Source organism: Streptomyces sp. SCA2-17 (assembly GCF_044336695.1).
The window spans coordinates 2,672,446-2,694,352 of the sequence record NZ_CP117521.1; the positions used below are offsets into that span (position 1 = coordinate 2,672,446).

Annotated in this window: 20 protein-coding genes; 1 reads left to right on the forward strand and 19 read right to left on the reverse strand. The window is 66.8% G+C overall.

Annotated features, from left to right (window positions below; translation table 11 throughout):
* Window position 1: 1 nt before the first annotated feature.
* The 12 genes from rplN to rpsJ all read right to left on the reverse strand — a co-directional run bounded on the left by rplN (window position 2) and on the right by rpsJ (window position 5,744).
* Complete coding sequence (gene rplN, locus PS271_RS11865) at window positions 2–370, reverse strand: 50S ribosomal protein L14 (protein WP_030368406.1); 369 nt, start codon at window positions 368–370, stop codon at window positions 2–4.
* Window positions 371–476: 106 nt separating this feature from the next.
* On the reverse strand, window positions 477–758 hold the full coding sequence (rpsQ, locus tag PS271_RS11870) for a 30S ribosomal protein S17 (protein ID WP_120756561.1): 282 nt from the start codon (window positions 756–758) through the stop codon (window positions 477–479).
* Window positions 758–982, reverse strand: coding sequence for a 50S ribosomal protein L29 (gene rpmC / locus PS271_RS11875; RefSeq protein WP_030368408.1), 225 nt, complete (start codon window positions 980–982; stop codon window positions 758–760). Before rpmC ends, rpsQ begins: the two co-directional genes overlap by 1 nt.
* Window positions 982–1,401 (reverse strand): 50S ribosomal protein L16, encoded by a 420-nt coding sequence (gene rplP, locus PS271_RS11880; RefSeq protein ID WP_030368409.1) that lies wholly within the window; start codon window positions 1,399–1,401, stop codon window positions 982–984. Before rplP ends, rpmC begins: the two co-directional genes overlap by 1 nt.
* A 5-nt stretch (window positions 1,402–1,406) precedes the next feature.
* Entirely contained in the window at window positions 1,407–2,237 is an 831-nt protein-coding gene (gene rpsC / locus PS271_RS11885; RefSeq protein WP_398381910.1) for a 30S ribosomal protein S3, read from the reverse strand.
* Window positions 2,237–2,584, reverse strand: coding sequence for a 50S ribosomal protein L22 (rplV, locus tag PS271_RS11890; protein ID WP_031012097.1), 348 nt, complete (start codon window positions 2,582–2,584; stop codon window positions 2,237–2,239). Before rplV ends, rpsC begins: the two co-directional genes overlap by 1 nt.
* 41 nt (window positions 2,585–2,625) lie before the next feature.
* Entirely contained in the window at window positions 2,626–2,907 is a 282-nt protein-coding gene (gene rpsS, locus PS271_RS11895; RefSeq protein ID WP_004950443.1) for a 30S ribosomal protein S19, read from the reverse strand.
* Window positions 2,908–2,919: 12 nt separating this feature from the next.
* A complete protein-coding gene (rplB, locus tag PS271_RS11900; protein WP_120756560.1) occupies window positions 2,920–3,756 on the reverse strand; it encodes a 50S ribosomal protein L2 in 837 nt (278 codons plus the stop codon).
* A 40-nt stretch (window positions 3,757–3,796) separates the two neighbouring features.
* Window positions 3,797–4,120 carry a 50S ribosomal protein L23 gene (rplW, locus tag PS271_RS11905; RefSeq protein WP_030368414.1) on the reverse strand — a complete coding sequence of 108 codons (324 nt, stop codon included), beginning with the start codon at window positions 4,118–4,120 and terminating at the stop codon, window positions 3,797–3,799.
* Complete coding sequence (gene rplD, locus PS271_RS11910; RefSeq protein ID WP_120756559.1) at window positions 4,120–4,770, reverse strand: 50S ribosomal protein L4; 651 nt, start codon at window positions 4,768–4,770, stop codon at window positions 4,120–4,122. Before rplD ends, rplW begins: the two co-directional genes overlap by 1 nt.
* A gap of 7 nt (window positions 4,771–4,777) precedes the next feature.
* The gene (gene rplC, locus PS271_RS11915; protein ID WP_030368416.1) at window positions 4,778–5,422 is read right to left on the reverse strand and encodes a 50S ribosomal protein L3; all 645 of its coding nucleotides are present in this window, start codon (window positions 5,420–5,422) and stop codon (window positions 4,778–4,780) included.
* 13 nt (window positions 5,423–5,435) lie between these two features.
* Window positions 5,436–5,744 carry a 30S ribosomal protein S10 gene (gene rpsJ, locus PS271_RS11920; protein ID WP_003948644.1) on the reverse strand — a complete coding sequence of 103 codons (309 nt, stop codon included), beginning with the start codon at window positions 5,742–5,744 and terminating at the stop codon, window positions 5,436–5,438.
* A gap of 626 nt (window positions 5,745–6,370) precedes the next feature.
* Between rpsJ and PS271_RS11925 the strand changes: the two genes are divergently transcribed.
* Window positions 6,371–8,506 carry a PIG-L family deacetylase gene (locus PS271_RS11925; protein WP_398381911.1) on the forward strand — a complete coding sequence of 712 codons (2,136 nt, stop codon included), beginning with the start codon at window positions 6,371–6,373 and terminating at the stop codon, window positions 8,504–8,506.
* A gap of 108 nt (window positions 8,507–8,614) precedes the next feature.
* Here the strand turns inward: PS271_RS11925 and tuf are convergent, their stop codons facing one another.
* The 7 genes from tuf to rplL form a co-directional block, all read right to left on the reverse strand.
* Window positions 8,615–9,808 carry an elongation factor Tu gene (gene tuf, locus PS271_RS11930; protein WP_106677946.1) on the reverse strand — a complete coding sequence of 398 codons (1,194 nt, stop codon included), beginning with the start codon at window positions 9,806–9,808 and terminating at the stop codon, window positions 8,615–8,617.
* A 165-nt stretch (window positions 9,809–9,973) separates the two neighbouring features.
* Window positions 9,974–12,097, reverse strand: a complete 2,124-nt coding sequence (gene fusA, locus PS271_RS11935; protein WP_398381912.1) for an elongation factor G — start codon at window positions 12,095–12,097, stop codon at window positions 9,974–9,976.
* Between the two features lie 39 nt (window positions 12,098–12,136).
* The gene (rpsG, locus tag PS271_RS11940; RefSeq protein WP_030368420.1) at window positions 12,137–12,607 is read right to left on the reverse strand and encodes a 30S ribosomal protein S7; all 471 of its coding nucleotides are present in this window, start codon (window positions 12,605–12,607) and stop codon (window positions 12,137–12,139) included.
* A 2-nt stretch (window positions 12,608–12,609) separates the two neighbouring features.
* Window positions 12,610–12,981: a 30S ribosomal protein S12 gene (rpsL, locus tag PS271_RS11945; RefSeq protein ID WP_003948652.1), complete on the reverse strand. Its 372-nt coding sequence runs from the start codon at window positions 12,979–12,981 to the stop codon at window positions 12,610–12,612.
* Window positions 12,982–13,406: 425 nt separating this feature from the next.
* Window positions 13,407–17,321, reverse strand: a complete 3,915-nt coding sequence (locus tag PS271_RS11950) for a DNA-directed RNA polymerase subunit beta' (RefSeq protein WP_398381913.1) — start codon at window positions 17,319–17,321, stop codon at window positions 13,407–13,409.
* Window positions 17,322–17,441: 120 nt separating this feature from the next.
* On the reverse strand, window positions 17,442–20,924 hold the full coding sequence (rpoB, locus tag PS271_RS11955; RefSeq protein WP_398381914.1) for a DNA-directed RNA polymerase subunit beta: 3,483 nt from the start codon (window positions 20,922–20,924) through the stop codon (window positions 17,442–17,444).
* Window positions 20,925–21,468: 544 nt separating this feature from the next.
* Entirely contained in the window at window positions 21,469–21,855 is a 387-nt protein-coding gene (gene rplL, locus PS271_RS11960; RefSeq protein WP_106677941.1) for a 50S ribosomal protein L7/L12, read from the reverse strand.
* Between the last annotated feature and the right edge of the window lie 52 nt (window positions 21,856–21,907).

Genomic DNA, 21,907 nt, shown 5'->3' on the forward strand with positions numbered 1-21,907 from the left:
GTTACAGCACCTCCGGCGCGAGCGAGACGATCTTCATGAACTTCTTCTCGCGCAGCTCTCGGCCCACGGGGCCGAAGATACGGGTGCCGCGGGGGTCACCGTCGTTCTTGAGAACGACAGCAGCGTTCTCGTCGAAACGGATGTACGAGCCATCCGGACGGCGGCGCTCCTTGACGGTGCGAACGATGACGGCCTTGATGACGTCACCCTTCTTCACGTTGCCACCGGGGATCGCGTCCTTGACGGTGGCGACGATGACGTCACCGATGCCCGCGTAGCGGCGACCCGAACCACCGAGAACACGGATGCAAAGGATCTCCTTGGCACCAGTGTTGTCGGCGACCCGAAGTCGCGACTCCTGCTGGATCACGTCTATCTCCTGATCGTCTGCCGGTTCCCGGCGGGGGCCTCACTGAGAGTGAGGGCCCCACGCCGAGCCTGGCGGAACTGGCCTGAGAGGGAATCCCCTCAGGTAATTACTTGGCCTTCTCGAGGATCTCGACGATGCGCCAGCGCTTGCTCGCCGACAGCGGACGCGTCTCCATGATGAGGACGCGGTCGCCGACACCGGCAGCGTTCTGCTCGTCGTGCGCCTTGAGCTTGTTCGTACGGCGGATGACCTTGCCGTACAGCGCGTGCTTGACACGGTCCTCGACAGCGACGACGACGGTCTTGTCCATCTTGTCGCTGACGACGAGACCCTCACGGGTCTTGCGGAAACCGCGCTGGTTCGTCTCAGTCACATTCTTCTCGCTCATCAGGCGCTCTCCACCGTCTCGATGCCCAGCTCACGCTCGCGCATCAGGGTGTAGATCCGGGCGATGTCCTTACGGACGGACTTGAGCCGACCGTGGTTCTCAAGCTGCCCGGTCGCCGCCTGGAAGCGGAGGTTGAACAGCTCTTCCTTGGCCTCACGGAGCTTCGCGACGAGGTCCTCGTCGTTCAGCTCACGCAGCTCGGTCGCCTTGATACCAGCGGCCATCACGACTCACCTGCCTCGCGCCGAACAATGCGGCACTTCATCGGAAGCTTGTGGGCGGCGCGGGTGAGCGCCTCCTTAGCGACCTTTTCGTTCGGGAAAGACAGCTCGAACATCACCCGACCGGGCTTGACGTTCGCGATCCACCACTCCGGAGAACCCTTACCGGAACCCATGCGGGTCTCGGCCGGCTTCTTGGTCAGCGGACGGTCCGGGTAGATGTTGATCCACACCTTGCCGCCACGCTTGATGTGACGCGTCATGGCGATACGAGCGGACTCGATCTGACGGTTCGTCACGTAGGCCGGGGTCAGGGCCTGGATGCCGTACTCACCGAAGGCGAGCTCGGTGCCACCCTTGGCCATGCCGTTCCGCTTGGGGTGGTGCTGCTTGCGGTGCTTGACCCTGCGAGGGATCAGCATGTCGGTCAGGCCTCCGTTCCGGTGGACTCAGCCGGAGCAGCGGCAGCGACCTCGGCCTTGGGGGCCTCGGCAGCGGCGTTCTGCTGCGGCTTGCGGCCGCGGCCGCCACGCTCGCCACCACGGCCACCACGGGCCGGGCGGTCCTGGGCGCCACCACGCGACGGGCGGTTGCCCGCACGGGCGGCAGCGTTCTCGGCGCGAACCTCGGCGATGTTCTTGACGTCGCCCTTGTAGATCCAGACCTTGACGCCGATGCGACCGAAGGTCGTCTTGGCCTCGAAGAAGCCGTAGTCGACGTTCGCGCGGAGCGTGTGCAGGGGCACACGGCCCTCGCGGTAGAACTCCGAGCGGGACATCTCGGCGCCGCCGAGACGGCCACCGCACTGGATCTTGATGCCCTTGGCGCCGGCCTTCATCGTCGACTGCATGCTCTTACGCATGGCGCGACGGAAGGAGACGCGGGAGGACAGCTGCTCGGCGACGGCCTGGGCCACCAGCTGAGCGTCGACCTCGGGGTTCTTGACCTCGAGGATGTTCAGCTGAACCTGCTTGCCGGTCAGCTTCTCCAGCTCACCGCGGATGCGGTCGGCCTCGGCGCCGCGGCGGCCGATGACGATGCCCGGACGAGCGGTGTGGATGTCAACGCGGACGCGGTCGCGGGTGCGCTCGATCTCAACCTTCGAGATACCGGCGCGCTCCATGCCCTTCGTCATCATGCGACGAATGGCAACGTCTTCCTTGACGTAGTCCTTGTACAGCTTGTCGGCGTACCAGCGGGACTTGAAGTCCGTGGTGATGCCGAGCCGGAACCCGTGCGGGTTAACCTTCTGGCCCATTACCGGGTTCCTTCCTTGCTGCTGACGACCACGGTGATGTGGCTGGTCCGCTTGCGGATCCGGTAGGCACGGCCCTGAGCACGCGGACGGAACCGCTTCAGGGTCGGGCCCTCGTCCACGAACGCCTCGCTGATGTACAGCGACGAAGCGTCCGTGTGGTCGTAGTTGTGCGCGGCGTTGGCAATGGCGCTGTCCAGCACCTTGCCGACCGGCACGCTAGCGGCCTGCGGGGCGAAACGCAGGACCGCCTGAGCCTCCGTGGCGTCCATGCCACGGATGAGGTCCACCACGCGGCGGGCCTTCATGGGCGTGACGCGGATGTACCGCGCCTGGGCCCTGGCTTCCATGGTTGTCCCTTCGGTGTCAGTCATAGTCGTTCGCACCCCGCTTAGCGGCGCTTCGACTTGCGGTCGTCCTTGACGTGGCCGCGGAAGGTGCGGGTCGGCGAGAACTCGCCGAGCTTGTGGCCGACCATCGACTCGGTGACGAACACCGGGACGTGCGTCTTGCCGTTGTGCACCGCGAGCGTGTGGCCGAGCATGGCCGGCACGATCATGGAGCGACGGGACCAGGTCTTGATGACGTTCTTGGTACCGGCTTCGTTCTGAGCGTCCACCTTCTTGATGAGGTGTCCGTCGACGAAGGGTCCCTTCTTGAGACTACGCGGCATCTAAACCCGCTCCTAGCGCTTCTTGTTCGTCTTGCGGCGGCGGACGATGTACTTGTTGCTCGCCTTCTTGGGAGAACGAGTACGACCCTCCTTCTGACCCCACGGGGAGACCGGGTGGCGACCACCGGAGGTCTTGCCCTCACCACCACCGTGCGGGTGGTCAACCGGGTTCATCGCGACACCGCGGACGGTCGGGCGAACGCCCTTCCAGCGCATACGGCCGGCCTTGCCCCAGTTGATGTTCGACTGCTCGGCGTTGCCGACCTCGCCGACCGTGGCGCGGCAGCGGACGTCGACCAGGCGGACCTCGCCGGACGGCATGCGCAGGTGGGCGTACTGGCCCTCCTTCGCCAGCAGCTGCACGGAGGAACCGGCAGAGCGGGCGAACTTGGCGCCACCACCGGGACGGAGCTCGATCGCGTGGATCGTGGTACCGACCGGGATGTTGCGGAGCGGGAGGTTGTTGCCCGGCTTGATGTCGGCACCGGGGCCGTTCTCAATCCGGTCGCCCTGGTTCAGCTTGGCCGGGGCGATGATGTAGCGCTTCTCGCCGTCTGCGTAGTGCAGCAGCGCGATGCGAGCGGTGCGGTTCGGGTCGTACTCGATGTGAGCGACCTTGGCCGGCACGCCGTCCTTGTCGTGACGACGGAAGTCGATCACGCGGTAGGCGCGCTTGTGGCCACCACCCTGGTGGCGAACGGTCACACGACCGGCGTTGTTACGGCCGCCCTTGCTGTGCAGGGGGCGGACCAGCGACTTCTCCGGCGTGGACCGCGTGATCTCGACAAAGTCGGCGACGCTGGAGCCACGACGGCCCGGGGTCGTCGGCTTGTACTTGCGGATACCCATTTCTCAGTCCTCGTCCGATTTCGGACGATCCAGACCGCCCTTAGGCGGTCGGACCGCCGAAGATGTCGATACGGTCGCCCTCGGCGAGGGTCACGATGGCGCGCTTGGTGTTGGCACGCTTGCCGAAACCGGTCTTGGTGCGCTTGCGCTTACCCTGACGGTTGATCGTGTTGACCCCGGTGACCTTGACCGAGAAGACCGCCTCGACGGCCTGCTTGATCTGGGTCTTGTTGGCGCGCGGGTCGACGATGAACGTGTACTTGTTCTCGTCCAGCAGCGCGTAGCTCTTCTCGGAGACGACCGGCTTGACCAGGAGGTCGCGCGGGTCCGAGAACGTCTTGCTGGTGACGACGGCCTCAGTCATCAGGCCTCGCTCCCTTCGGTCTCAACGGCCTTGGGGCCAGACACGAAGGACTCGAAGGCGGCCTGGGTGAAGACCACGTCGTCGGAGACGAGCACGTCGTACGTGTTCAGCTGGCCCGGCTCCAGGATGTGAACCTGGGGCAGGTTGCGGGCGGAGAGCCACGCGGCCTCGTTGGCGCGCTCGACGACCAGGAGCAGGTTCTTCCGCTCGCTGATCTTGCCGAACAGGCTCTTCGCGGCCTTCGTGGACGCCGCACCCTCGACCACGTCGGAGACGACGTGGATGCGGGAGTGACGCGCGCGGTCCGAGAGGGCACCGCGCAGGGCGGCGGCCTTCATCTTCTTCGGGGTGCGCTGCGAGTAGTCACGCGGCACGGGACCGTGCACGACGCCACCACCGGCGAACTGCGGCGCGCGGGTCGAACCCTGACGGGCGCGACCGGTGCCCTTCTGGCGGTACGGCTTCTTGCCACCGCCGCGGACCTCGCCACGGGTCTTGGTCTTGTGCGTGCCCTGACGGGCAGCGGCCAGCTGCGCGACGACGACCTGGTGGATCAGCGGAACGCTGACCTTCGCGTCGAAGATCTCCGCGGGGAGCTCGACGGTCCCGGCCTTGTCGCCTGCCGGCGAAAGGATGTCAATGGTGCTCATCGTTACCTCAGGCCCCCTTGGCCGCGGTACGGACCAGGACGAGGCCGCCGTTCGGACCAGGAACCGCGCCCTTGATCAGGAGCAGGCCCTTCTCCGCGTCAACGGCGTGGACGGTCAGGTTCTGGGTGGTGACCCGCTCGTTGCCCATACGGCCCGCCATGCGGAGGCCCTTGAACACACGGCCCGGGGTGGCGCAGCCACCGATGGAACCGGGGGAGCGGTGCTTGCGCTGGGTGCCGTGCCCGGCGCCGAGGCCACGGAAGTTGTGACGCTTCATGACACCGGCGAAGCCCTTGCCCTTGCTCTTGCCGGTGACGTCAACCTTGACGCCCGACTCGAACACGGCAGCGGTGATCTCCTGGCCGAGCGTGTACTCGCTGGCGTCAGCGGTACGCAGCTCCACCAGGTGGCGGCGCGGGGTGACGTCGGCCTTGGCGAAGTGACCCTTGAGGGGCTTGTTCACCTTGCGCGGGTCGATCTCGCCGAAGGCGATCTGGACCGACTCGTAGCCGTCGCTGTCGTTGGTGCGGACCTGGGTGACGACGCAGGGCCCGGCCTTGACGACGGTCACCGGGACAACCCGGTTGTTCTCGTCCCAGACCTGGGTCATGCCGAGCTTCTCGCCCAGGACGCCCTTAATGTTCTTAGCCATCTCGCGCGTCACCTCAGAGCTTGATCTCGATGTCGACGCCCGCCGGCAGGTCGAGACGCATCAGCGAGTCAACCGTCTTCGGCGTGGGGTCGAGGATGTCGATGAGGCGCTTGTGCGTGCGCATCTCGAAGTGCTCGCGCGAGTCCTTGTACTTGTGCGGCGACTTGATGACGCAGTACACGTTCTTCTCAGTGGGCAGCGGCACCGGGCCCGCGACCGACGCACCAGTGCGCGTCACCGTCTCGACGATCTTCTTCGCCGAGGAGTCGATGACCTCGTGGTCGTAGGCCTTGAGCCGGATGCGGATCTTCTGTCCCGCCATGGCTACTCAGTAGTCCTGTCTCTCGTAACGCTCTGGGACTCGGCCGGCTGCGCCCGGAATCTCTTCCGCACGCGGTCTCTCCCCGCTCCACCTCCGACCCACGCGGTCGGGCGTGTCGCGCCCCTTCCAGCAGATTTCCCTAAGGAAATTCCCTGGTGAAGGGGGTTGTGGGGGAAAGACACCCACCGAGTGCCTGGCTGGGGCCCCGCTGACACTTCCCGGAAGATTCCCGTACTTCCGCCCCTCATAAGGGGCGACGAGTACTGCGGGACTCGCTTCCAGTCCTCCCGGCGGGAGGCGCGCAGCATCGGCACTCAACCGAGCAACCTGAACAGTGTGCCATACGTGCCCGAAGGGACGCCAATCGTGGCCGAAGACGGTACTCCGACCGGCTCAGTTGTCAAACCACCCCGCCGACATACGGGACACTATGGCTCTTACACCACGGCCGGCGCTCCGGTCCCCCCGGTCACTGGAGTGCACGCCGTCACAGGGCCGGGAAAACCGGCTTTGCCGGGGTTTGCCGAGGGCCCGGGCAACCGCCGCGCCCCCTCGATCGTCCCCTATCACGCTGGGGCAGCAGGGGCGGGGAACCGCGTGCTGCACAACGGGACGGAGTCATGTAGTTGAACATCTCACAGCACATGGTGATATCCCGCCGGACCGCCCTCGCCGGGCTGGCCGCCACGACCGCGGCCCTCGCGGCGGGGTGCAGCGGGGAGGGCGGCAAGAAGAAGCCCAAGGCCTCCCCCGACCCCATAAGAGCGGTGGACCCCAGCGCCACCCAGTCCTTCAGCACCGCCGGCGACGCCCTGCTGCTCCAGGTCATGGCGCACCCCGACGACGACCTGTACTTCATGAACCCCGACGCCGAGCACATCGTGCGGGCCGGGGTCCCCGTCGTCTCGGTCTACGTCACGGCCGGCGAGGCCGTCGGGCAGAACTGGATCGAGGGCATGCCCAAGGCCGAGCCCGACAAGGCCGCCTACTCCTCCGCGCGCCACCAGGGCCTGCGCCAGGCGTACGCCGAGATGATCGGCCTGGACAAGTTCACGGGCTGGCAGAAGTCCGTCCTGGACCTGGGCAACGGCGTCAAGGCCGAGACCAACGAGCTCAGCAACGGCAACCGCAAGGCCCGGCTGATCTTCCTCAACATCGCCATGCTCTCGGCCCGCGAGATGCGGCTGCCCCTGCTGTGGGAGCGGCCGGAGGGCGAGATGCAGTCCCTCGTCGCCACCGGCTCGCCGTGCACGGTCTCCAGCACCTACCGGCACGGCACCCTCGTGGACACCCTCGCCACGATCATGGACCGGTACCGGCCCACGGTGATCCACACCATGGACCCGGACCCCGACTACCAGGTCCACGACGCCACCCACCCCAAGGACAACGACTACGGCGCCTGCTCCGACCACCGCGACCACACCCCGACCGCGCTCTTCACCTGGAAGGCGCTCTCGCAGTGGGTCGCCGACGCCTCCAAGCGCGACGGGCACCCGCCCCGCTTCGTGACCACGGCGTTCCGCGGGTACTACAACCAGCGCTGGCCGCACAACCTGCCGCCCGAGGTGATCGAGCAGAAGCACCGGCTGGTCGAGGCGTACGGCGGCGACCCCGCGTGGGAGTGCGGCAACCCCGGCGGCTGCGGCGACTACGGCCAGGGCGGCGACCGCCCGATGAAGAACCGCAAGGGCTGGATCCGCTCCACCCACTACCGCTACGAGGGCCCGGCCGTCTCTCCCGGGCCTCCCGGCACCGGCAAGGACGGCCGGCTGGAGGCCTTCGGCGTGCTGGGCACGCAGGCCGTGCGCTGGCAGGAGACCCGGCCCGGCAGCGGCCGCTGGGGCGAGCCGCAGAACCTGGGGGGCGGCCCGCTGGCACCGGCCCTGGCGTCCGTCCAGGACTCCGAGGGCCGCCGGCTGCTGTTCGCCCTGCGGTTCTCCGCCCTCGCGGGCCAGGGCCGCCCCGACACCCGCGAGATCGTCGTCCTCCAGGAGCGCTCCCCCGGCGGCGGCTTCAAGGCCTGGCAGGGCCTCGGCAACCCCGAGCACCGCCCCGACCGCGGCCGCCGCGTCGGCATGCCCGCCGCCGTCGCCGCCCCCGACGGGCGCGTCCACCTCTTCGTCCGCAACGCGGGCAAGGGCGTCTCCAGCCGGGTGCGCGAGGCCGACGGCACCTGGGGGAAGTGGCAGAGCCTGCACGGGCAGGAGATCCAGGACGGCCTGGTCGCCGTCCTGGACCAGGACAAGCGCGTCCACGTCTTCGGCACCGGCCGCGACACCGTCCACCACTGGACGCAGGACGAGCCGGGCAAGCCGGTCCACTACGCGCCCCTGAAGGGCCTGCCGCAGCCCGGCGGGCTCCCTGGTGCGGCCCTCGGCCCCGAGGGCGCCCTGGCCCTCGTCTACCGCTCCCCCGCGGCCGTCCAGCCGGCGGTCCACACCTTCACGCCGGGGTCCGACGGCACGGGGGACTTCCGCAGCACCGACCTCCAGGACTTCGCGGGCTACGGGCCGCTCGCCGCCCACGCCCTGGCCGCCCGGGGCGGCCAGGACACGGTCATGGTGCTCGGGCGGGCGGTGAACGGCGAGACGCAGCTCACCGACGCCTCCGGGGACTCCGAGCCGGTGCGCTCGGACGCGGGGCTCGTGCCCGTGGGCACCTCCGGCATGACCACCGACGCGGGCCACCAGCTGTGCGTCGCCGGAATGAGCCCGGACGCCCGCCCGTGGCTCTGGCGTCCGGAGATCCCCCACACGTAGTGCCCGTCCCAGCATCGCCTCACCCGCGAGGGTGAAACGCAAGAAGGCCCGCACATCCGAAGATGTGCGGGCCTTCTTAGGTCTGTAGACCTTCAAGCAAGCGGGAGCTTACTTGTTGATCTTGGTGACCTGGCCGGCGCCGACGGTGCGGCCACCCTCACGGATGGTGAAGCGCAGGCCCTCCTCCATCGCGACGGGCTGGATGAGGGAAACGGACATCTCGGCGTTGTCGCCGGGCATGACCATCTCCGTGCCCTCCTTGAGGGTCACAACACCGGTCACGTCAGTCGTACGGAAGTAGAACTGCGGACGGTAGTTGTTGAAGAACGGGGTGTGACGGCCACCCTCGTCCTTCGACAGGATGTAGGCCGTGGCCTCGAACTCGGTGTGCGGGGTGACCGAACCCGGCTTGATGATGCACTGGCCGCGCTCGACGTCCTCGCGCTTGATGCCGCGGAGCAGCAGACCGACGTTCTCACCGGCCTGGCCCTCGTCGAGCAGCTTGCGGAACATCTCGATACCGGTGACCGTGGTGGTGGTCTTCTCGGTCTTGATGCCGATGATGTCGACGGTCTCGTTGACCTTCAGGACACCGCGCTCGATACGACCGGTGACGACGGTGCCACGACCGGTGATCGTGAAGACGTCCTCGATCGGCATCAGGAACGGCTTGTCGACGTCACGCTCGGGCTGCGGGATGTTCTCGTCGACGGCCTTCATCAGGCCGAGGAGCTTCTCGCCCCACTCCTTGTCGCCCTCCAGCGCCTTCAGCGCGGAGACGCGGACGACCGGAGCGTCGTCGCCGTTGAACTCGTACTCGTTGAGGAGCTCACGGACCTCGAGCTCGACGAGCTCCAGGATCTCCTCGTCGTCCACCATGTCGGCCTTGTTCAGGGCGACGACGATGTACGGAACGCCGGACTGGCGGGCCAGGAGCACGTGCTCCTTGGTCTGCGGCATCGGACCGTCGGTCGCGGCGACCACGAGGATCGCGCCGTCCATCTGGGCGGCACCGGTGATCATGTTCTTGATGTAGTCCGCGTGACCCGGGCAGTCGACGTGGGCGTAGTGACGCGACTCGGTCTGGTACTCGACGTGCGCGATCGAGATGGTGATACCACGCTGGCGCTCTTCGGGCGCCTTGTCGATCTCGTCGAACGGCGTGAAGGGGTTCAGCTCCGGGTACGCGTCGTGCAGCACCTTGGTGATCGCCGCGGTAAGAGTGGTCTTACCGTGGTCGACGTGACCGATGGTGCCGATGTTGACGTGCGGCTTAGTCCGCTCGAACTTCGCCTTCGCCACTGGGGTCCTCCTGTGGAGTGGTTCTGTACGCCTGGATTGGGTCGGCGCCAGGGATCTTTGCTGGGGAGCCGCCCGCCGGGACAGACCGCCACGATTTGCGGTGGTATGCCCCGACAGCCGGTGTCAAGCCTAAGGCGTGAGCCTCGTCTGTGGAGACGGAGCTCGTTACTCGCCCTTGGCCTTCGCGATGATCTCCTCGGCGACGTTCCGCGGAACCTCGGCGTAGGAGTCGAACTGCATCGAGTAGCTTGCGCGACCCGAAGTCTTGCTGCGGAGGTCGCCGACGTAGCCGAACATCTCCGACAGCGGAACCAGGCCCTTGACGAGCTTGGCGCCGTGACGGTCCTCCATGGCCTGGATCTGGCCACGGCGGGAGTTGATGTCACCGATGACGTCACCCATGTAGTCCTCGGGGGTGGTGACCTCGACGGACATCATCGGCTCAAGCAGAGCCGGCGATGCCTTGCGAGCACCCTCCTTGAACGCCATGGAGCCGGCGATCTTGAACGCGAGCTCGGAGGAGTCGACGTCGTGGTAGGCACCGTCGAGCAGCGTCACCTTGACGCCGGTCAGCGGGTAGCCGGCCAGAACACCGAACTCCATGGCCTCCTGGCAACCCGCGTCCACGGACGGGATGTACTCCCGCGGGATACGGCCACCGGTGACCTTGTTCTCGAACTCGTAACCGTCGCCCTCGAGGGGCGAGATCGCGATCTGCACCTTCGCGAACTGGCCGGAACCACCAGTCTGCTTCTTGTGCGTGTAGTCGATCCGCTCGACGGCCTTGCGGATCGTCTCGCGGTACGCGACCTGCGGCTTGCCGACGTTGGCCTCGACCTTGAACTCACGCTTCATACGGTCGACCAGCACGTCGAGGTGCAGCTCGCCCATACCCGCGATGATGGTCTGGCCCGTCTCCTCGTCCGTGTGGACCTGGAAGGACGGGTCCTCCTCGGCGAGGCGCTGGATGGCGACACCCAGCTTCTCCTGGTCGCCCTTGGACTTGGGCTCAATGGCGACCTGGATCACCGGAGCCGGGAAGTCCATGGACTCCAGGATCACCGGGTCCGACGCGGAGCAGAGGGTCTCACCGGTGGTGGTCTGCTTCAGACCCATGACGGCGACGATGTCACCGGCACCCACCGAGTCGATCTCCTCACGCTTGTTCGCGTGCATCCGGTAGATCTTGCCGATGCGCTCCTTCTTGCCCTTCACGGAGTTCTGCACCTGAGTGCCGGCCTCCATGCGGCCCGAGTAAACCCGGACGAAGGTGAGCTTGCCGAGGTGCGGGTCGCTCATGATCTTGAAGGCAAGGCCGGCGAAGGGCTCTTCGTCGGACGGCTTGCGCTTCACGACCTCGTCGGCGTCGTTGACCGCGTGGCCCTCGACGGCCTCGATGTCCAGCGGCGACGGCAGGTAGCGGACCACGGCGTCGAGCAGGGGCTGCACGCCCTTGTTCTTGAACGCGGTACCACAGAACACCGGGGTGACGGTGACGGAGTCGCCGCCGCCCTTCGACGCGAGGGTGATGCGGCGGATGGCCGCCATCAGCTGCTCCTCGGTGGGCTCCTGGCCCTCGAGGAAGAGCTCCATCATCTCTTCGTCGTTCTCGGCAACGCCCTCGAGGAGCTTGCCGCGCCATTCCTCGGCAGCCTCGATGTGGGTGTCCGGGATGTCGACGACGTCGTACATCTCGCCCTTGGCGGCCTCGGCGGACCAGACCAGCGCCTTCATCTGGACGAGGTCGACCACGCCCTTGAAGTCGGCCTCGGTACCGATCGGCAGCTGCATGACCAGCGGAACCGCGCCCAGGCGGTCGACGATCATGTCGACACAGCGGTGGAACTCGGCGCCCGTGCGGTCGAGCTTGTTGACGAAGCAGATGCGCGGCACGCCGTAGCGGTCCGCCTGGCGCCAAACGGTCTCGGACTGCGGCTCAACACCGGCGACGCCGTCGAACACCGTCACGGCACCGTCGAGGACGCGCAGCGAACGCTCCACCTCGACGGTGAAGTCGACGTGGCCCGGCGTGTCGATGATGTTGATCGTGTGGTCGACGTCGTTCAGCGGCCAGTGGCAGGTCGTCGCGGCAGACGTGATCGTGATGCCGCGCTCCTGCTCCTGCTCCATCCAGTCCATCGTGGCAGCGCCGTCGTGGACCTCACCGATCTTGTACGAAACACCGGTGTAGAACAGGATCCGCTCGGTGGTGGTCGTCTTGCCCGCGTCGATGTGGGCCATGATCCCGATGTTGCGGACCTTGGCCAGGTCAAGCGAAGTGGTGGCCATATGGCTCAGTCTTCTCTCGGATCTCGATGGGGGTAGCGACTACCAGCGGTAGTGCGCGAAGGCCTTGTTGGACTCGGCCATCTTGTGGGTGTCCTCGCGCTTCTTGACCGCAGCGCCCAGACCGTTGGAGGCGTCCAGGAGCTCGTTCATGAGGCGCTCGGTCATGGTCTTCTCGCGGCGGGCGCGGGAGTAACCCACGACCCAGCGGAGCGCCAGGGTGGAGGCGCGGCCCGGACGGACCTCGACCGGCACCTGGTAGGTGGCGCCACCGACGCGGCGGGACTTGACCTCGAGAGCCGGCTTGACGTTCTCGAGGGCGCGCTTGAGGGTGATGACCGGGTCGTTACCGGTCTTCTCGCGCAGACCCTCCATGGCGCCGTACACGATGCGCTCGGCGGTGGAGCGCTTGCCGTGCAGGAGGATCTTGTTGATGAGCGACGTCACCAGAGGGGAGCCGTAAACCGGGTCGATGATGACCGGGCGCTTCGGGGCGGGGCCCTTACGAGGCATTCTTACTTCTCCTTCTTGGCGCCGTAGCGGCTGCGAGCCTGCTTACGGTTCTTGACGCCCTGCGTGTCGAGGGAGCCGCGGATGATCTTGTAGCGAACACCCGGCAGGTCCTTCACACGGCCACCGCGCACGAGCACGATGGAGTGCTCCTGCAGGTTGTGGCCCTCACCCGGAATGTAAGCGGTGACCTCGATGCCGGAGGTCAGACGCACACGCGCGACCTTACGGAGCGCCGAGTTCGGCTTCTTCGGGGTGGTCGTGAAAACACGCGTGCAGACGCCACGACGCTGGGGCGAACCCTCGAGCGCGGGCGTCTTGTTCTTCTCGACCTTGTCCTGCCGGCCCTTCCGGACCAGCTGCTGGATCGTAGGCACCGTTTCTCCGGTTTCTGTGTGCCGATCACGATAAAACTAACCTGGAACCCGCCGACCCACGCGGTCGGGCGTGTCGAAGGCTGCAGACCCCTGCCGATGTCGGAAAGGGCGCAGATTTCGGTGTCTTCGACCGCATCGGACCGAAAAGATCCGTGAGGTCCGGTCTCCCGCGCGGACTGTGGGCACGCACGAGAGCCCAGGGACACCCCAGGCACAAGGTCAGAGCCTACCTAGCGCATGGGCTGCGGTCAAAACAAATGCACACGCGGAGGACACCCCGATGTGCTGCATATGTGGTGGTTTCCCGGGTCTGCGGGAGGTTCGTATCGCGCGTATGGGTGAAATCACGCCGTCCCCTCCCCCGGGTACGCCGCAGGGCGGCCACCCCGGTGGGGTGACCGCCCTGTGGACGTACCGCTTGCGGCTTACTGGTTGTACGGACCGTAGTCGTAGTCCTCCAGCGGGACCGCCTGGCCCGAGCCGGTGCCGAAGGGCGAGTAGTCGATGTCGTCGTAACCGACGGCCGAGTACATCGCGGCCTTGGCCTCCTCGGTGGGCTCCACCCGGATGTTGCGGTAGCGGGACAGACCCGTACCGGCCGGGATGAGCTTACCGATGATGACGTTCTCCTTGAGGCCGATGAGCGAGTCGGACTTGGCGTTGATCGCCGCGTCCGTCAGCACTCGGGTCGTCTCCTGGAAGGAGGCGGCCGACAGCCAGGACTCCGTCGCCAGCGAGGCCTTGGTGATACCCATCAGCTGCGGACGGCCGGAGGCGGGGTGACCGCCCTCGGTGACCACACGACGGTTCTCGCCCTCGAAGCGCGAGCGCTCCACGAGCTCGCCCGGCAGCAGCTCCGCGTCGCCGGACTCGATGATCGTCACGCGGCGCAGCATCTGCCGGATGATGATCTCGATGTGCTTGTCGTGGATCGACACGCCCTGCGAGTTGTAGACCTTCTGGACTTCGCCGACCAGGTGGACCTGGACGGCGCGCTGGCCCAGGATGCGCAGCACGTCGTGCGGGTTGGTGGCACCCACGGTGAGCTTCTGGCCCACCTCGACGTGCTCGCCCTCGCTGACCAGCAGACGGGCACGCTTGGAGATCGGGAACGCCGTCTCCTCGCTGCCGTCGTCCGGGGTGACGACGATCTTCTTGGTCTTCTCGGTCTCCTCGATGCGGATGCGGCCGGCCGCCTCCGAGATCGGGGCGACACCCTTGGGCGTACGAGCCTCGAAGAGCTCGACGACACGGGGCAGACCCTGGGTGATGTCGTCACCGGCCACACCACCGGTGTGGAAGGTACGCATCGTCAGCTGGGTACCGGGCTCACCGATGGACTGGGCCGCGATGATGCCGACGGCCTCACCGATGTCGACCAGCTTGCCGGTGGCCAGCGAGCGGCCGTAGCAGAAGGCACAGGTGCCCACCGCGGACTCACAGGTCAGGACCGAGCGGGTCTTGACCGTCTCCACGCCGTGCGCGACCAGCTGCTCGATGAGCACGTCACCGAGGTCGACGTTGGCCGGCGCGATGACCTTGCCGTCGATGACGACGTCCTCGGCCAGCATGCGGGCGTAGACGCTCGTCTCGACGTCGTCGGTCTTGCGCAGGACGCCGTCGGGACCCTTGGTCGCGATCGCCAGCTTGAGGCCGCGCTCGGTGCCGCAGTCCTCCTCGCGGATGATCACGTCCTGCGAGACGTCCACCAGACGACGGGTCAGGTAACCCGAGTCGGCGGTACGGAGGGCGGTGTCCGCGAGACCCTTACGGGCACCGTGGGTGGAGATGAAGTACTCCAGCACGGTGAGACCCTCACGGAACGACGCCTTAATGGGTCGCGGGATGGTCTCGTTCTTCGCGTTCGACACCAGACCACGCATACCGGCGATCTGTCGCATCTGCATCATGTTTCCTCGGGCACCCGAGTCAACCATCATGAAGATGGGGTTCGTCTTGGGGAAGTTCGCGTTCATCGCCTCGGCAACCTCGTTGGTCGCCTTGGTCCAGATCGCGATGAGCTCCTGCGTGCGCTCGTCCTTGGTGATCAGACCGCGCTCGTACTGCTTCTGGACCTTCTCGTCCTGGGCCTCGTAGCCGCGGACGATCTCCTTCTTGGCCTCCGGCACGACGATGTCGGAGACGGCGACGGTGACGCCGGAGCGAGTGGCCCAGTGGAAGCCGGCCGCCTTCAGGTTGTCGAGCGTCGCCGCCACGATGACCTTGGGGTAGCGCTCGGCCAGGTCGTTGACGATCTCGGAGAGCTGCTTCTTGCCCACCGAGTAGTCGACGAACGGGTAGTCCTCGGGCAGCAGCTCGTTGAAGAGCGCGCGGCCCAGGGTGGTGCGCAGACGGAAGCTGTCGCCCTGCTGCCACTCCGCAGCCGCGACGCCCTCGTCGTCACCCTCGGCGACCGGGGGAACCCAGCCGCGCGGGGGAACGGTGCCGATCGGGAAGCGGATGTCGACCTTCGCCTGGAGCGAGAGCTCCCGGGCGTCGAACGCCATGATCGCCTCGGCGACCGAGCCGAAGGACCGGCCCTCGCCGATGACCTTGCGCTCTTCCTCGTCGGTGGTGAGGAAGAACAGACCGAGCACCATGTCCTGGGTCGGCATGGTGACCGGACGGCCGTCGGCCGGCTTGAGGATGTTGTTCGAGGACAGCATCAGGATGCGGGCCTCGGCCTGCGCCTCCGCGGAGAGCGGCAGGTGGACGGCCATCTGGTCACCGTCGAAGTCCGCGTTGAACGCGGTGCAGACGAGCGGGTGGATCTGGATGGCCTTGCCCTCGACCAGCTGCGGCTCGAAGGCCTGGATGCCGAGGCGGTGCAGCGTGGGCGCACGGTTCAGCAGCACCGGGTGCTCGGCGATGACCTCTTCGAGGACGTCGTACACCACGGTGCGGCCGCGCTCGACCATGCGCTTGGCCGACTTGATGTTCTGCGCGTGGTTCAGGTCGACCAGGCGCTTCATCACGAACGGCTTGAAGAGCTCCAGCGCCATGGCCTTGGGCAGACCGCACTGGTGCAGCTTCAGCTGCGGGCCGACGACGATGACCGAACGGGCCGAGTAGTCGACGCGCTTACCGAGCAGGTTCTGACGGAATCGACCCTGCTTGCCCTTCAGCATGTCGCTGAGGGACTTCAGCGGACGGTTGCCGGGGCCCGTGACCGGGCGACCGCGACGGCCGTTGTCGAAGAGGGCGTCGACCGCCTCCTGGAGCATCCGCTTCTCGTTGTTCACGATGATCTCGGGGGCACCGAGGTCGAGCAGACGCTTCAGACGGTTGTTGCGGTTGATCACACGGCGGTACAGGTCGTTCAGGTCGGAGGTCGCGAAGCGGCCACCGTCCAGCTGCACCATCGGACGCAGGTCCGGCGGGATCACGGGGATGCAGTCCAGCACCATGCCGCTGGGGCTGTTGCGGGTCTGCAGGAAGGCGGAGACGACCTTGAGGCGCTTGAGCGCACGGGTCTTCTTCTGGCCCTTGCCGGTCCGGATGATCTCGCGGAGGCGCTCGGCCTCCTCGTCGAGGTCGAAGGACTCCAGGCGCTTCTGCAGCGCGGCGGCGCCCATCGCACCCATGAAGTAGGTGCCGAAGCGGTCGCGCAGCTCGCGGTAGAGCAGCTCGTCGCCCTCGAGGTCCTGGACCTTGAGGTTCTTGAAGCGGTTCCAGACCTCGTCGAGGCGGTCGATCTCGCGCTGCGCACGGTCGCGCAGCTGCTTCATCTCACGCTCGGCGCCCTCGCGCACCTTGCGGCGCACGTCGGCCTTGGCACCCTCGGCCTCAAGCTCGGCCAGGTCGGCCTCGAGCTTCTTGGCGCGGGCCTCCAGGTCGGCGTCGCGGCGCTGCTCGATCTGCTGGCGCTCGACGGAGACGTGGGCCTCCAGCGAGGGCAGGTCGCGCGTACGGCGCTCCTCGTCCACCCACGTGATCATGTAGGCGGCGAAGTAGATGACCTTCTCGAGGTCCTTCGGGGCGAGGTCGAGCAAGTAGCCCAGACGCGACGGGACGCCCTTGAAGTACCAGATGTGGGTGACGGGAGCGGCCAGCTCGATGTGGCCCATCCGCTCACGGCGCACCTTGGCGCGGGTGACCTCGACGCCACAGCGCTCACAGATGATGCCCTTGAAGCGGACACGCTTGTACTTGCCGCAGTAGCACTCCCAGTCCCGGGTCGGACCGAAGATCTTCTCGCAGAAGAGTCCGTCCTTTTCGGGCTTCAGGGTGCGGTAGTTGATGGTCTCCGGCTTCTTGACCTCGCCGTGGGACCAGGTTCGGATGTCGTCCGCGGTCGCCAGGCCGATCCGCAGCTCGTCGAAGAAGTTGACGTCGAGCACTGTTCGTCAATCCCTCTTTCAGGGTCGTGCCCCTCGCGTCAGCGAGATATCGGGCTCTACATCAGTGGTCTGAAGGGTCCGGGGACGACGGGGGGCTCTTGGAGCCCCCCGTCAGACCCGTCAGACCTCTTCGACGCTGCTCGGCTCGCGCCGGGACAGGTCGATACCGAGCTCTTCCGCAGCGCGGAAGACGTCCTCGTCCGTGTCGCGCATCTCGATGGACATGCCGTCCGAGGACAGCACCTCCACGTTGAGGCAGAGGGACTGCATTTCCTTGATGAGCACCTTGAAGGACTCGGGAATGCCGGGCTCGGGGATGTTCTCGCCCTTGACGATGGCCTCGTAGACCTTCACGCGGCCGGTGACGTCGTCGGACTTGATGGTCAGCAGCTCCTGGAGGGCGTAGGCGGCGCCGTATGCCTCGAGCGCCCACACCTCCATCTCACCGAAGCGCTGGCCACCGAACTGAGCCTTACCACCCAGCGGCTGCTGGGTGATCATGGAGTACGGGCCGGTCGAGCGGGCGTGCAGCTTGTCGTCGACCAGGTGGTGCAGCTTGAGGATGTACATGTACCCGACGGAGATCGGGTCCGGGAACGGCTCGCCGGAGCGGCCGTCGAACATCCGGGCCTTGCCCGAGGGGAGCACCATGCGCTCGCCGTCGCGGTTCGGGATCGTGGACTCGAAGAGACCGGCGATCTCGTCCTCGCGGGCGCCGTCGAAGACCGGGGTCGCGACGTTGGTGCCCGGCGCGACGTCGTCGGCGCCGATGGCCTGCAGGCGCTTCATCCAGTCCTCGTCGCCCTCGACCTTCCAGCCGCGGCTGGCGAGCCAGCCGAGGTGGATCTCGAGGACCTGTCCCGGGTTCATTCGGGACGGGACACCGAGCGGGTTGAGGATGATGTCGACCGGGGTGCCGTCCTCGAGGAACGGCATGTCCTCGACCGGGAGGATCTTGGAGATGACACCCTTGTTGCCGTGACGGCCGGCGAGCTTGTCACCGTCGGTGATCTTGCGCTTCTGGGCGACGTAGACGCGGACCAGCTGGTTCACGCCCGGGGGAAGCTCGTCGCCCTCCTCGCGGTCGAAGACGCGGACGCCGATGACCTTGCCGATCTCGCCGTGCGGGACCTTCAGCGAGGTGTCACGGACCTCACGGGCCTTCTCACCGAAGATCGCGCGGAGCAGGCGCTCCTCCGGGGTCAGCTCGGTCTCACCCTTCGGGGTGACCTTGCCGACCAGGATGTCGCCGGCGACGACCTCGGCACCGATGCGGATGATGCCGCGCTCGTCGAGGTCGGCGAGGACCTCCTCGGAGACGTTCGGGATGTCCCGGGTGATCTCCTCCGGGCCGAGCTTGGTGTCACGGGCGTCGACCTCGTGCTCCTCGATGTGGATCGAGGAGAGGACGTCGTCCTGGACGAGGCGCTGCGACAGGATGATCGCGTCCTCGTAGTTGTGACCCTCCCACGGCATGAACGCCACGAGCAGGTTCTTGCCGAGGGCCATCTCGCCCTCGTCCGTGGACGGGCCGTCGGCGAGCACCTGGCCGGCGACGACGCGGGCGCCCTCGTCGACGACGACCTTCTGGTTGAAGGACGTGCCCTGGTTGGAGCGCGAGAACTTCGCGACCCGGTAGGTGTTGTACGTGCCGTCGTCGTTGGCCACCGTGACGTAGTCGGCGGAGACCTCCTGGACGACACCGTCCTTCTCGGCCTTGATGACGTCACCGGCGTCGACCGCGCAGCGGTACTCCATGCCGGTGCCGACCAGCGGCGCCTCGGCCTTGATCAGCGGGACGGCCTGGCGCATCATGTTCGATCCCATGAGCGCGCGGTTGGCGTCGTCGTGCTCGAGGAACGGGATCATGGCGGTCGCGACCGACACCATCTGGCGCGGGGAGACGTCCATGTAGTCGACGTCGTCGCCGGCGATGTAGTCGATCTCGCCGCCACGGCGGCGGACCAGCACGCGGGCCTCGGCGAAGCGCATGTCCTCGGAGAGGGCGGCGTTCGCCTGGGCGATGACGAAGCGGTCTTCCTCGTCGGCAGTCAGGTAGTCGACCTCGTCGGTGACCTGGCCGTCGACGACCTTGCGGTACGGGGTCTCCACGAAGCCGAACGCGTTGACGCGGCCGTAGGAGGCGAGCGAGCCGATCAGACCGATGTTCGGGCCTTCGGGCGTCTCGATCGGGCACATGCGGCCGTAGTGCGACGGGTGAACGTCACGGACCTCGAAGCCGGCCCGCTCACGGGAGAGACCACCCGGGCCCAGCGCCGACAGACGGCGCTTGTGGGTCAGACCCGACAGCGGGTTGGTCTGGTCCATGAACTGGGACAGCTGGCTGGTGCCGAAGAACTCCTTGATGGAGGCGACGACCGGCCGGATGTTGATCAGGGTCTGCGGCGTGATCGCTTCGACGTCCTGGGTGGTCATCCGCTCGCGGACGACGCGCTCCATACGAGCCAGACCCGTGCGGACCTGGTTCTGGATGAGCTCGCCGACGTTGCGCAGACGACGGTTGCCGAAGTGGTCGATGTCGTCGGTCTCGACGACGATCGTGGTGCCGTTCTCGCCGACCGTCTCCAGCTCACCGGCGTGCAGCTTGACCAGGTACTTGATCGTCGCGATGACGTCGTCCGTGGTCAGCACGCCGGCGTCGAGGGGGGCCTCCGCGCCGAGCTTCTTGTTCACCTTGTAGCGGCCGACCTTCGCGAGGTCGTAGCGCTTGGGGTTGAAGTAGAGGTTCTCGAGCAGCGTCTGCGCGGCCTCGCGGGTCGGCGGCTCGCCCGGACGCAGCTTGCGGTAGATGTCGAGCAGCGCGTCGTCCTGGCCCTGGGTGTGGTCCTTCTCCAGGGTGGCGCGCATGGACTCGTACTCGCCGAACTCCTCGAGGATCTGCTCGGTGGTCCAGCCGAGAGCCTTCAGGAGGACGGTGACGGACTGCTTGCGCTTGCGGTCGATGCGGACACCGACCATGTCGCGCTTGTCGACCTCCATCTCCAGCCAGGCACCCCGGGACGGGATGATCTTGGCCGTGAAGATGTCCTTGTCGGACGTCTTGTCGATGGAGGAGTCGAAGTAGACGCCGGGGGAGCGGACCAGCTGCGAGACGACGACACGCTCGGTGCCGTTGATGCAGAAGGTGCCCTTGTTGGTCATGAGCGGGAAGTCGCCCATGAAGACCGTCTGAGACTTGATCTCACCGGTCTCGTTGTTGGTGAACTCGGCCGTGACGAAGAGCGGGGCCGCGTACGTGAAGTCGCGCTCCTTGCACTCGTCGATCGAGTTCTTCGGGGGCTCGAAACGGTGGTCGCGGAAGGTCAGCGACATCGACCCGGAGAAGTCCTCGATCGGGGAGATCTCCTCGAAGATCTCCTCCAGACCGGACTTCGTGGGGACGTCCTGACCGGACTCCAGCGCAGCCTCGACGCGAGCCTTCCAGGCGGCATTGCCGAGCAGCCAGTCGAAGCTCTCGGTCTGCAGCGCAAGGAGGTTCGGAACCTCGAGGGGCTCCTTGATCTTCGCAAAAGAGATGCGCAGCGGGGCGGTGCTGGCGCCGTTGTTCGTATTGGCAGTCGAGGCGTTGCGCGAGGCGGCCAAGAGGGGGTCCTTCCGAGGGCTCGGACTCACTACGCGCGTACCGGCCCCACACCGTGCATCGATAAGAAATCCCAGGTCAGCGGGTTTCCATCAGCAGTGCTCGATAGTGGGCATGCCCCTGGTGACGGGCAGGGAGCAGCTAACAGGCAGCGCAAAGGGTCAGTGTAGCCACTTGGCCCACTGATGTCCAGAGCGGATGTGCGGAGACCGGTGCGATACCAATCTCTCCCTCCGGGATCCTGTTGTCCCTCGCCGTGCGGCGGACGCCTGCAGGCATCGCCTGACGCAAGACTTCCCTCTTCGCCTTCGATCCATGCCTCGGACGGTGGACCGATGTGGCGACGCGTCCTGAGAATTGCGCGCCCCGTCGCGTTCGTCAAGGCCCACGGCCCGTCCGGGAGGGCAACGAAGATCACCATACTCGCCCCCGGACGTGCTCGGCGCAGCCGTCCGGGGAAACGCCGACGGGCGACCACCCGCATGGGTGATCGCCCGTTGGCTACCGGCAGCCGCCGGCGGAAAGAGTCAGACGACTCGCGAGGTCTTACTTGACCTCGACGGAGGCGCCGGCGCCCTTGAGGGCCTCGGCGGCCTTCTCCGCGGCGTCCTTGGCGACCTTCTCGAGGACCGGCTTCGGGGTGCCGTCGACGAGGTCCTTGGCCTCCTTCAGACCCAGGGAGGTCAGCTCGCGCACGACCTTGATGACCTGGATCTTCTTGTCACCGGCGGCGGTGAGGATGACGTCGAACTCGTCCTTCTCCTCGACGGCCTCAGCGGCGCCACCGGCGACGCCGCCGGCCATGACGACCGGCGCGGCAGCGGCGGCGGTGACGTCGAACTTCTCCTCGAAGGCGGAGACGAACTCGGCCAGCTCGATGAGGGTCATCTCCTCGAACTGCGCGAGCAGCTCGTCCTTGGTGAGCTTCGCCATGATGGCGGTCCTTCCACTAAATCGGCAGGTGCCGGGATGTACATGTCGGCGG